Genomic DNA, 9,044 nt, shown 5'->3' with positions numbered 1-9,044 from the left:
ATTATACGTTATTGTAAGAGATGTGTAAATATATAATTTAATCCCATGACAAAGTTTTGCCTCAAAGAACTATTAAAAATGTCTTTCTGACAGACATGCATTCCGGTTTGCATAAGATTCAGGCACGCTCTCTGCGTTTATACTTTCTGAGAACCGTTTCAAAATGTTCCAGCATTTCTTCCCTGGCATAAACCGTGGTTCCCTCTTTCAGGTTTTCCATATAATCCTGCAGCATATCATACGTTTTCTTTTCACTGATCACAACTCTCTGGCTCTTGCCTTCTCCATTTCTTACAAACACCTGAGCCTGGTCCTTGTCAAATGCTTCCATGTAAATATTTTTCATGGTTCCTGCATCGTCCGTGCGCAGCATGTAGCCTTCTGAGCTCCCCTTTTTTATCTCTGTATAAACTTTCTCCAGAATCTGATATGTATGCCGGTGTCCCAGGGGGTGATGTTCTGTATCCGGTCCCCCGACGATTGTTCCCTGTCTGGCAAACTCCTCCAGTCCCGTATCCGGAAAGTAAAACCTGAATTTTCTTTTTTCATGTATTGTTCTTATGTCCCGACTGTTTTCATTCATCATCTCACTACCTCCACCAGATAGATTGTATGGTTACTTTTTACCCGTCAAATCATTCTTTTTTGTTATAAGCTTTCAGCAATAAGAACTATTATAACATGTTAATACTTTCATAACAACATTAGATCGAACGTGTGACCGCTTTTTGTACAAAGCAAAAGAGTATCCTTCCATTCAGATACCCTTCCGTGACTTCTCTATGTTAATTTTCAATATTCTTTTTCATCGCTTCCAGGGCCTTTTTATCACATTCTCCAATTCCATATCTCGCCATCTCGTAACATTTGGTCATAGCCATACCATTTGGCCCATCTGGAAATAATTCCCTGCTTATTTCTTCCGGAGACCGGCACCTGGTCCAGTATTTCTAATTGTATTTACTGTATTCTGCGCCCTGTTTATACCGCCGTACATCTAGAATAAATCACAAAAAAAGGGGGCCACCGCATTAAAACTTAATGCGATGACCCCTTTATAAGGGTTTATGCAAATTTTGCTGTGTTAAGCTTCACACCAGGACCCATTGTAGGAGCTACTGTTACGCTCTTTAAATACTGTCCTTTCAGTGCTGAAGGTTTCGCTTTTAAAATTGCACCCATAAGCGTCTGGAAGTTGTCCGCTAACTGCTCCTCTGTAAAAGAAGCTTTTCCGATTGGCACGTGGATAATGTTTGTTTTATCTAATCTGTACTCAATCTTACCTGCTTTGATTTCCTGAACTGCTTTTGTTACGTCCATCGTTACAGTACCAGCTTTTGGGTTTGGCATTAAGCCTTTTGGTCCAAGTACACGACCAAGACGGCCAACAACACCCATCATATCCGGTGTAGCTACAACTACATCGAATTCAAACCAGTTTTCGTTCTGGATCTTTGGAATTAATTCCTCTGCTCCAACGTATTCTGCGCCTGCTGCACGAGCTTCGTCAGCTTTTGCATTTTTAGCGAATACTAAGACACGAACTTTTTTACCTGTACCGTGTGGTAACACAACAGCTCCACGGATCTGCTGATCCGCATGACGGCCATCACAGCCTGTTCTGATATGAGCTTCGATAGTTTCATCAAATTTAGCAACAGATGCTTTCTTTACTAAAGAAATAGCTTCTGCTGTATCATAAAGATTTGCGCGGTCGATTGCTTTTGCAGCCTCTGCGTATCTTTTTCCTTTTTTCATATTAAATAACCTCCTGGTGGTATTTGCGGGAATTTCCCTCCCACTTTTCATTGTTTAGTTTACGTTTTGCTTGATTACCAAGTATATTATTCCTCAACAGTGATACCCATGCTGCGTGCGGTACCTGCGATCATGCTCATTGCAGCTTCAACAGATGCTGCATTTAAATCTGGCATTTTCATTTCAGCGATCTCTTTGATCTTTTCTTTGCTGATTGTAGCAACTTTTGTCTTATTCGGAACGCCTGAACCTGATTTCAGGTTGCATGCTTTCTTTAATAAAACTGCTGCAGGAGGAGTTTTTGTAATAAAGCTGAAGCTTCTGTCTGCATATACAGTAATAACAACCGGGATAATTAAATCGCCTTTGTCAGCTGTTCTTGCATTGAACTCCTTTGTAAACTGAACGATGTTAACACCGTGCTGTCCAAGTGCCGGACCAACTGGTGGAGCTGGTGTAGCCTTTCCAGCAGGAATCTGTAATTTAATATAACCTGTTACTTTTTTTGCCATTTTTAGGCACCTCCTATGTGGTATTGGCGGGGGATTTCCCTCCCACTAATCCGTCAGACTGCGAATATACCTGACGGTAACTTTCCTGTTACATTTTTTTAATCTCAGTGAAACTTATTTCTACTGGTGTTTCACGACCGAATAACTCAACATTAATGGTAACGATCTGTTTACCATGATTGATGGACTGAATAACCCCAACGGTATCTTTCCAGACTCCGCCGGTAACAGTAACCGCATCTCCTTCTGTGAAATCCACCTGGACATCGTCCGCCTGGATTCCCAGATTCTGCATCTCTGTTTCGGTAAGTGGCACTGGTTTTGATCCAGGACCAACAAATCCGGTAACACCTCTTGTATTTCGAACGACATACCAGGTGTCATCATTCATGACCATATTCAGAAGCACATAGCCTGGAAACAGTTTCTTCTGAACCTGCTTCTGTACGCCATTTTTCACTTCCACAACATCCTGCATCGGAACTCTGACCTCAATGATCTGATCTTCTAAATGCCGGTTTTCAATCGTTTTCTCAATGTTGGCCTTAACCTTGTTTTCATACCCAGAATAAGTATGAACTACATACCAGTTTGTTTCTGACATAAAATCACCCTTGCCCTTACTTTATTAAGAAATCAATACCATACTGTACAATAACATCAACGATGGTAATAATGACACCTAATACACAAGAAACGGCAACAACCGCAACGGTCTGCTTGCCAAGTGTTTTCTTTTCCGGCCAGATAATTTTCTTAAATTCAGATTTAAGACCTTCAAACCAGCTTTTCTTGGGGGCTTTGTCTGTTTTTGCAGTTTCTCCCATTCCATTCACTTCCTTTGCATTATCACTAACAGTTATTTGGTTTCTTTGTGTAATGTGTGTGTTCTGCAGAATTTACAGTATTTTTTTGTTTCCATTCTGTCCGGATGATTTTTCTTATCCTTCGTCATGTTGTAGTTACGTTGTTTACATTCCGTACATGCCAATGTGATTTTAACGCGCACAACTTCCACCTCGCCTTCTTTGTAATTTGGTAACAGCTTGCGTAGGCTGTTGAATTTTTAGGCATAAAAAAAAGACCTACTTCCATTCGCTCGTTTATCTTATCATATACAATAGCTGGAAGTCAAGTCTTTTTTTGACAAGATCCATGATCTTCTGCAGTGTTTTTTACCTCTGTGAATCCAGTGCCGCCCGGCATAAATACGTCGATATATAGCGCCTGATATCTGTGTCAGGTGTGCGACTGTTTTAAGGATACTTCCCTGCCAAATGCAGTGGCTGCCAGTCCGCCTTCACCCGTTTCCCGAAGGGAGACATTCATCAGATCCCCTACTTCCTTCATGGCGTCAATTACCTGGTCCGGGGGAATCCGGCTTTCAATTCCGGCCAATGCCATATCGGCACACGCCATAGCGTTCACCGCTCCGATTACATTGCGTTTCACGCATGGAACCTCCACCAGACCGGCAACCGGGTCACAGACCAGCCCCAGGAGATTTTTTAACGACATTGCAGTTGCATGGGCGATCTGTCTGGGATTTCCGCCCTTTAAATGAACCATCGCCCCTGCCGCCATGGCACTTGCCGAACCGATTTCCGCCTGACAGCCGCCGGAAGCTCCTGCAATATACGCTCGAACTGCTATGACCTGTCCGATCCCCGCAGCCACATACAGTGCTTCCCCTATGCGTGTCTCATCTGTCTGTTCCTTTTTATAATAAGGCACCAGAACAGCCGGAAGTACTCCGCAGGCGCCTGCTGTGGGTGCCGCCACGATTCGTTTCATACAGGCATTTGATTCTCCCATCTGCAGTGCCGCCGCAATAACCTGTCCCATAAATGGTCCGCACAAGGGTCCTTCCTTTTGCACATACTGCTCCATAATACCGCCGCTGCCGCCTACCAGCCCGCTGTTGGAAATCAGTTTTTCATCATATGCTTCGCTGGACGAGAGCATCGCCCGCCACATACCCAGCATCTTTTCAAAAGATTCCTCCTTTGAAACTTTCCGCTCGTTCATATCATCCAGCAGGATGGTTTTCCAGAAAGGAATCTGCGACTCCCTGCATACGTCTAAGATTTCTTCTAATGAATTATATGCCATGTTACCGGTTCCCTCCTATATCTATATATGTCACCTTCAGTATACCCTCTTTTTGCTCCAGCCACTCGATGGATTCTTTTGGGATTTTCTGGTCTGTTTCAATAATCATCACTGCATAACCGCCCCGTTTTTTCCGGTGCAGGGACATGTTTGCCACATTTACGGACTTCTGAAACAGCATGGACGCCACATCGGCAACATAACCGGGCTGATCCATGTTATGAATAATTAAAGTGGGATTCTCACAGGTACAATTGACCTCCACATCATTGATTTTATTCAGCATAATACGTCCGCCTCCCAGAGAAGAAGCCTGAACCATCAGTTTGCGCTGCTTTAAATCCTCCAGCAGCATCTGCACCGAATTGGGATGTGCCCCCTTTAGTGTTGTTTCTTCAAAGGTAAATTCTAATCCTTCTTCCTCTGCCATTTCAAAGCTTTTTGGAATTCTGATATCATCCGGCTCCATACCAAGCAGTCCTGCTACAATGGCTTTATCCGTACCATGGCCTACTCCGGTAGCTGCAAAAGAGCCATGCATACATATCCTTGCATTTACGGGCATGCTACCCAGCAGTTTTCTCCCCATCAATCCGATCCTTACCGCGCCTGCCGTATGAGAACTGGAGGGTCCCACCATGACAGGTCCCAAAATATCGAATATGTTCATCTTTATACCTCCTGTATACCGCAGACAGGTCTGCTGTACTGCACAACTTTTTCTCCTCAACGTAAATGGAAAGGGAACGTCATGCGCTCCCTTTTTTGATTACATCTATTCTGTTATTCTAACAAATCCCGTCTAAAATGTATAGGGGGAAGCTAATTTTTTTCTTCACTTCCCACTCTCAGGGAAACCAGGGTACGAAAGACTTTTTCTTCCTCTTTACACTCCATACTGCCCTCGTATTTTTTCACGATTCCCTGTACAATATCAAGTCCCAGACCGTGGCGGAACTTATCTTTTTTGGTGGTTCTAAATCCCCCATCCCGCTTCACTTCCACGGGTTTTGCCTCTTCATATCTGGAATTACTGAATATCAGAACCTGATAGCCTGCACGGTACTGGCTTTTTACATTTATAAACCGCTCCGCGGAATCCGGGATCCGCATACAGCTTTCAATTGCATTGTCGAACAGATTGTAAAAAATACTGAGCCAGTCTACATCATCCACTCTTCCACTTGCAAAGTGCGCCATATTTAACTGCAGCTTAATTTTATTTTTTGCACATTCTGTAATTTTATTGTGCAGGACTGCATCTATCATTACATTTCTGCTGATGTTGCTCTGCAGAAGCTTGTCATACTCTTTATTCAGTCGTTTTGCAATATCACCCATAGATTCAGTATGGTTATCCCGTACCAGCCTTTCTATGGTTTGAAGATGATTCCCAATATCGTGGCGCATTTTCCGCACCAGTTCATTCTGCTCCTCAAGCACCTTAAAATGCTCTTTCAAAAGCTTTTGCTGCATAAGCAGGTACTGATTTTCTCTTTTAAGGTTTTCTCTGCTGTACCAAGTAAGAAGACCGCCAAACACACACAACATTGCCACCACATACATCAGCACCCAGGGTTCCAGCAGCCGATTGGCATTTTCGTTCATCAGAAGAACCGTAGCCACCAGATTCACAAGTACTGATACAACTGCAAAAACCTTCCAGATCAGTAACGGTATTTTTTCAAAAACACCGAATTTTAAAATCATCCCCAGTATTACCGCAGCCAGAATATTCTTTCCACCATTTACAGCAGTAAAAAAACATACATTACTTCCGGTATAAAGGGCGAGACTTCCCCCAACTCCAAACAACGCTTTTGTAAGCAACCCCAAAGCAGCTCCGATAATTCCATAAAATTCTATAAACGCATAAAATTTCAAGAAATCATGAAATGGCTTCTCAGATATCTTATAAATAACTGCCATCCACAGAATAATCTCGGCCACATAAACTAAAAATGCAGATCCGCCATTTTTTACAGGTAGCATAAGAACACCATGGACTACAGCAAGAAGAAGCAGAATTATCCGCTTCTTTCTTAAATCCATATTCCCGGTATCTGCGCACTTCATGGCAAAAATATAGAATATCACAGTCTCTAACAGAACAGCAATACATTTTCCGGTAAACACCGTCATTATTTCACCTCTCATTAGATTACATATCTTCCCCCAGCCATCTTGCAAATGCCCGGCGGACATCATTCAGATACCTGCGGCTGATAGGAACCTTTTTCCCATTGCGCAGAATTAATTCATTCCTGCAAAATTCTTTGACAAAGTTCAGATTTACAATATAACTGTTGTGGCATCTTACAAAGTAATCCGATCCCAGCTGTGCCTGCAATTCAGTCAGTCCGGAAGATGTTCTGACCGTTTCACCGACGCAGACTGCCAGTGTACTTCTCTTTTCCCTTTCCAGATACTGAATATCCATAGGGAGCAGTATAATCTTTCTTCCTTTAACCATAACAACGATACGTTCTCTGGCAACCTTACTTTTTTGTTGAATTTGTTTTTCAATAATTTTCGGCAGATATTTCTCCAGGTCTTTTTTTAAAACAAAATAGCAGTAGTCAACCTCATATACTTTTGAACTGTAGCATAGATAATTGGTCAGAAACACAATTTTTGTTCTGGCATCCAATGCTTCCAGTTTTTTCGCAACCTCCACCCCATTGGATTCTCCTATTTCTATATCAAGAAACAGCAGATCCAAATCATAAATGCTTTCTCTTACGTAATGGTATAACTCCTCCGGATTCAAAAATTCATGAATTTCATACTCACACTTGTTTTTCTGCAAAAATTTCTCTATGAAATCTTTGCTTACCTGAACCGCCTTTGCTTCATCGTCACATATCCCGATCCGCATCATGATTCATCCCACCTTACTCTTTCTTTAAATTACCCGAATATAATTGCACAATTATATTTCTTGGAATTATACCATCCGGATCACAGTAATTGCAATGCTAATTACACTTTTAGCACAGTTCGTGTAATATTTAACCAAAACTTGTCGATTTTGAAAAAAATCTAGCAAAAAATGGTAAATACTTCCATCCAATATAATCCACATGCTATTTTTTAGCTTATAGATTATTATAATATAACAAAACAAATAATACAATACGTAATAAGTTATTATAGAGGGGGTAAGTATGACAATTGATTATACCGCTATCGGACGCAGAATCCGAGCCAGGAGATTAACCCAGAAAATTACACAGGAAAGGCTCGCCGAACAGGTAGATATCTCGACACCACATCTTAGTAATATCGAAAGAGGCGTTACCCACGTAAGCCTGCCAACGCTCATCACGATTGCAAATGCCCTCCACACGACGGTAGATCATTTATTGTGCGACAGCCTTCCCGAAGCAAAATCCTTCTACGTAAAAGAATTAAGGGATTTATTAAATGACTGTGATGAAAAAGAACTCCGTATTTTAACAGAGACCTTAAGATCTCTGAAATCTTCCCTGCAGGACACCTATGGGAAATGAAGATCCTACTGCAAAAAAAGGACATTCCATTTGGAATTATCCTTTTTTTATTACACATCATATTATTCTTTTTACAATAACCGTATCATTAATCGTATTAATTTTCTTTGCTATTGAGCAATCCATAGATATAAGTATCCTTCCAAATCGGCTGATCATGCCCATCTTTCCAAAAATATACATTCTTCTGCAAAAACCCTTCACGGGTAAAACCTAATTTCTCCAACAGCTCCCATGAGTTTGGATTCTTGGGATCACAGTATGCACTAATCCTGTGGATTCCATGCTCAAATGCATTTTCAATCAGCTTTTCACAGCTTTCTCTGGCATATCCCAAGTTCCAGTAATCTTCATTGAATACATATCCCAGCTCCAGAGAATTACAATCACATTTCCCCAGATAAACATTCCCAATCATTTTACCTGTGGATTTCAGCTCAACTGCTATCATTTCATCTGACGCAATTCTGGACTCCAGATTCTCTTTTACTTCTTCCATTGTCATCGGCTTATAAGGCTCATATTCCAGGACTTTGGGATTGGACAGGTATTCGTATAAATCCTGTATGTCCGTCGCTCTGTATCTTCTTAATATTAACCGGTCTGTTTCTGCTATGATTTTTTTATCCATAAATCTTCTCCCTTTTTCATTTTCAATCGACTGCTTTTTCATTATATCATCGAAACCGCACAAAGTCACTAAAAACGATATGGCACCTGATGTATCCTGATGTACCGCCTTGCTAATTACCAGTATGTCTTCCAATCTTTCATGTTCCTGGTCAGTGCCTCAAGATAAAAATAATCTCCCCACAGATTACATTCATCAACACCTCTGTCGGATACACTGTTATAGGGACTGTTTTTTGCGTAAACACCATGTCGCAGCAGCCCATTTGCTTCCTGCGCTGAAGTTACCGCATATTTGTCAATCAGACTTTCCAGTATCTGATGCGCCTTATTGCCATAAAAGGATTGTTCTTCCTCTTCCAGCCCTCCATTGCTGCACATTTCCAGAATACCGCAGACTGCGGCTGCCGCAGCAGACGAATCTCTCGGTTCGCTGCTCCCTTCTGAAAACTGCAAATCCCAATAGGGTACCATATCCTCCGGAAGATGCCTCAGATAAAAATCCGTTACTTTCCGGAAC

The 9,044-nt window shown here is 41.8% G+C and carries 12 protein-coding genes and 1 pseudogene; 1 reads left to right on the top strand and 12 read right to left on the bottom strand.

Annotated elements, in window-relative coordinates; all coding sequences use genetic code 11:
• Window positions 1–118 precede the first annotated feature (118 nt).
• The 10 genes from ACH2DQ_RS23755 to ACH2DQ_RS23710 form a co-directional block, all read right to left on the bottom strand.
• Window positions 119–586, bottom strand: coding sequence for a hypothetical protein (locus tag ACH2DQ_RS23755; protein WP_394916123.1), 468 nt, complete (start codon window positions 584–586; stop codon window positions 119–121).
• A 479-nt stretch (window positions 587–1,065) separates the two neighbouring features.
• On the bottom strand, window positions 1,066–1,758 hold the full coding sequence (gene rplA / locus ACH2DQ_RS23750) for a 50S ribosomal protein L1 (protein ID WP_394916122.1): 693 nt from the start codon (window positions 1,756–1,758) through the stop codon (window positions 1,066–1,068).
• Window positions 1,759–1,844: 86 nt separating this feature from the next.
• Complete coding sequence (gene rplK, locus ACH2DQ_RS23745) at window positions 1,845–2,270, bottom strand: 50S ribosomal protein L11 (RefSeq protein ID WP_027296065.1); 426 nt, start codon at window positions 2,268–2,270, stop codon at window positions 1,845–1,847.
• Between the two features lie 88 nt (window positions 2,271–2,358).
• The gene (nusG, locus tag ACH2DQ_RS23740; protein ID WP_394916121.1) at window positions 2,359–2,874 is read right to left on the bottom strand and encodes a transcription termination/antitermination protein NusG; all 516 of its coding nucleotides are present in this window, start codon (window positions 2,872–2,874) and stop codon (window positions 2,359–2,361) included.
• Window positions 2,875–2,890: 16 nt separating this feature from the next.
• Window positions 2,891–3,097 carry a preprotein translocase subunit SecE gene (gene secE / locus ACH2DQ_RS23735; protein ID WP_394916120.1) on the bottom strand — a complete coding sequence of 69 codons (207 nt, stop codon included), beginning with the start codon at window positions 3,095–3,097 and terminating at the stop codon, window positions 2,891–2,893.
• A 32-nt stretch (window positions 3,098–3,129) separates the two neighbouring features.
• The gene (rpmG, locus tag ACH2DQ_RS23730) at window positions 3,130–3,279 is read right to left on the bottom strand and encodes a 50S ribosomal protein L33 (protein ID WP_394916119.1); all 150 of its coding nucleotides are present in this window, start codon (window positions 3,277–3,279) and stop codon (window positions 3,130–3,132) included.
• A 230-nt stretch (window positions 3,280–3,509) separates the two neighbouring features.
• Window positions 3,510–4,382, bottom strand: coding sequence for an L-serine ammonia-lyase, iron-sulfur-dependent, subunit alpha (gene sdaAA, locus ACH2DQ_RS23725; protein WP_394916118.1), 873 nt, complete (start codon window positions 4,380–4,382; stop codon window positions 3,510–3,512).
• A 1-nt stretch (window position 4,383) separates the two neighbouring features.
• A complete protein-coding gene (sdaAB, locus tag ACH2DQ_RS23720) occupies window positions 4,384–5,052 on the bottom strand; it encodes an L-serine ammonia-lyase, iron-sulfur-dependent subunit beta (RefSeq protein ID WP_394916117.1) in 669 nt (222 codons plus the stop codon).
• Window positions 5,053–5,204: 152 nt separating this feature from the next.
• Window positions 5,205–6,539, bottom strand: coding sequence for a sensor histidine kinase (locus ACH2DQ_RS23715; protein ID WP_394916116.1), 1,335 nt, complete (start codon window positions 6,537–6,539; stop codon window positions 5,205–5,207).
• Window positions 6,540–6,543: 4 nt separating this feature from the next.
• Window positions 6,544–7,263 (bottom strand): LytR/AlgR family response regulator transcription factor, encoded by a 720-nt coding sequence (locus ACH2DQ_RS23710; RefSeq protein WP_394916115.1) that lies wholly within the window; start codon window positions 7,261–7,263, stop codon window positions 6,544–6,546.
• A 286-nt stretch (window positions 7,264–7,549) separates the two neighbouring features.
• On the opposite strand from ACH2DQ_RS23710, the gene ACH2DQ_RS23705 reads away from it, so the two are divergent.
• Window positions 7,550–7,894, top strand: a complete 345-nt coding sequence (locus ACH2DQ_RS23705; protein WP_394916114.1) for a helix-turn-helix domain-containing protein — start codon at window positions 7,550–7,552, stop codon at window positions 7,892–7,894.
• A 97-nt stretch (window positions 7,895–7,991) separates the two neighbouring features.
• Here the strand turns inward: ACH2DQ_RS23705 and ACH2DQ_RS23700 are convergent, their stop codons facing one another.
• Both ACH2DQ_RS23700 and ACH2DQ_RS23695 read right to left on the bottom strand, forming a co-directional pair.
• Entirely contained in the window at window positions 7,992–8,660 is a 669-nt protein-coding gene (locus tag ACH2DQ_RS23700) for a GNAT family N-acetyltransferase (RefSeq protein WP_394916113.1), read from the bottom strand.
• Window positions 8,642–9,044 (bottom strand): annotated as a pseudogene (locus ACH2DQ_RS23695) (glucoronyl hydrolase); the annotation flags it as partial. The pseudogene ACH2DQ_RS23695 and the gene ACH2DQ_RS23700, both read right to left, overlap by 19 nt.

The organism is Robinsoniella sp. (genome assembly GCF_034124845.1).
Note: the sequence above shows the minus strand (reverse complement) of the source record. Positions and strands in the feature narration are given on the sequence as shown.

Excerpts from the sequence above, each read along its gene's own strand:
- ACH2DQ_RS23755 (WP_394916123.1), bottom strand. The coding sequence starts at position 586 with ATGATGAATGAAAACAGTCGGGACATAAGAACAATACATGAAAAAAGA.
- rplA (WP_394916122.1), bottom strand. The coding sequence starts at position 1,758 with ATGAAAAAAGGAAAAAGATACGCAGAGGCTGCAAAAGCAATCGACCGC.
- rplK (WP_027296065.1), bottom strand. The coding sequence starts at position 2,270 with ATGGCAAAAAAAGTAACAGGTTATATTAAATTACAGATTCCTGCTGGA.
- nusG (WP_394916121.1), bottom strand. The coding sequence starts at position 2,874 with ATGTCAGAAACAAACTGGTATGTAGTTCATACTTATTCTGGGTATGAA.
- secE (WP_394916120.1), bottom strand. The coding sequence starts at position 3,097 with ATGGGAGAAACTGCAAAAACAGACAAAGCCCCCAAGAAAAGCTGGTTT.
- sdaAA (WP_394916118.1), bottom strand. The coding sequence starts at position 4,382 with ATGGCATATAATTCATTAGAAGAAATCTTAGACGTATGCAGGGAGTCG.
- sdaAB (WP_394916117.1), bottom strand. The coding sequence starts at position 5,052 with ATGAACATATTCGATATTTTGGGACCTGTCATGGTGGGACCCTCCAGT.
- ACH2DQ_RS23715 (WP_394916116.1), bottom strand. The coding sequence starts at position 6,539 with ATGAGAGGTGAAATAATGACGGTGTTTACCGGAAAATGTATTGCTGTT.
- ACH2DQ_RS23710 (WP_394916115.1), bottom strand. The coding sequence starts at position 7,263 with ATGATGCGGATCGGGATATGTGACGATGAAGCAAAGGCGGTTCAGGTA.
- ACH2DQ_RS23705 (WP_394916114.1), top strand. The coding sequence starts at position 7,550 with ATGACAATTGATTATACCGCTATCGGACGCAGAATCCGAGCCAGGAGA.